Raw genomic sequence first — 1,408 nt, 5'->3', positions numbered from 1 at the left:
AAGTCCATGCTGCCCCCCCTTACCGTGCGGGCGAGGCTTGACAGCCTGTCGCCGCTGAGGACAAAATGCACCAGGCGTTTGTCCTCGTAAGAGTAGTCGTCAATGAGGATCGACTCGGCGCCAAGCTCTATGCCGTTTATCGTCCCCCGGTACCCGTTGACCTGCAGGCCCTCGACTGCCTTTGGGAACTGGACTTCCATGTGCACCAGCGGGACCTGCGAGACGTATTCCTGCCTCCAGTCAAAGGGCATCGCAAATGCAATAGTCCCGTTGTCATAGGCGAAATTATCCACGTCGGCGTAATAGGTCTTGACAGACATCTCCTGCGGACCCTGCGGCGTGTCCACGCTGAATTCCTGGGTCTTTGAGACGCTGACGTAGAGGTCAAACGTCCTGTCGGCGGGCAACTGCAGGCCCCCGCTCGTCTTTTCCAGGATCACCGCGATGTGGTACAGGCCACCATCTGACATCATCCTGCTCCTGATCTGGGCAGGGCTTTCCAGGCTTACCTGCACGCTGCCGCCAGCCTGACCGTTCACGATTGCTTGCGTGGCGTCTTTGTCCGGCACCAGGAGCGCCCGGACGTACCCGTCTGGCGAGCTGAACTGCCGGTCGAGCAACACCTCGCCCCCGTTCTCCACCACTATCCGGTAGTCGATGTCTGGGATGGTAGAGTTGGTGGCAGGCTCGATAGTCCTTACGGTAAAGACCGGCTGGCTACCTGCAACTCCCTCTATGTAGCTTGGAGAGAGGGTCGCGTCCACGGCGACCTGCCGGCCGTCAATCAGGACTGAAGGCGCAAGGTCATAGCCGAGACCGTGCCCGTAGGCGGAGGAAAATGAAGCAGATAAAACGACTATTAGGGCTATTGCAAGGTAGCGGAGCACGCCGGTAAGGCGGCAGGAACGCAACATAAAGATTTGTCCAAAAAAGCGGACTAGCCTGCCATGTGGTCGCCTTCTTCTTCGTGGCCTTGCTCTTCTTCCTCTTCAGGCAGTTTTAGGTCGAACGCCTTGATGAGGTTGTCGTGGATCTTGCCGTGCACGATTACCGCCACCTTGTCTACAGACTCGTGGTGGTTGACGGCGTTGCGTAGTTCTGCGAAGCCTGCTTTTACCAGGGCCATCTCGTCTACCGAGGATTTTGGCGCCAGCCTGCTCACCTTGCTGTACATGGTCGAGGCCTTGGACACGAACGCCTTTGAGGTTTCATGCGCCTGCTTGCCTTTGGCGCCAGCTTTATCGTGGCCGGGAGACGAGTGTGCGTGCCCGCTGCTTGCCTTGGCATTGCCGTGGCCGCTTTCCTCGGTCATGGCGCCGCTTGCATGCTCGTAGGCCTGCAGGGCCTGGCTCACCATCTGGGCGAACACCATTGCCTGCACGTCGCCGTCGCGCTGGCTCGCCTTGTC

At 59.2% G+C, this 1,408-nt stretch carries 1 protein-coding gene and 1 pseudogene; both read right to left on the bottom strand.

Translation table 11 applies throughout. The features are described 5' to 3' along the window. Positions 1 to 887 (bottom strand): annotated as a pseudogene (locus tag ACREAY_RS11865) (hypothetical protein); the annotation flags it as partial. A 50-nt stretch (positions 888 to 937) separates the two neighbouring features. Further along, positions 938 to 1,408: hypothetical protein (locus tag ACREAY_RS11860; RefSeq protein WP_431755974.1), on the bottom strand; the 471-nt coding region annotated here is incomplete at its 5' end.

Origin of the sequence: Nitrososphaera sp., from assembly GCF_050748925.1 — an archaeon.
GTDB lineage: Archaea > Thermoproteota > Nitrososphaeria > Nitrososphaerales > Nitrososphaeraceae > Nitrososphaera.
The sequence above is the reverse complement of the archived record's forward strand: the minus strand, read 5'-3'. Positions and strand labels throughout refer to the sequence as shown.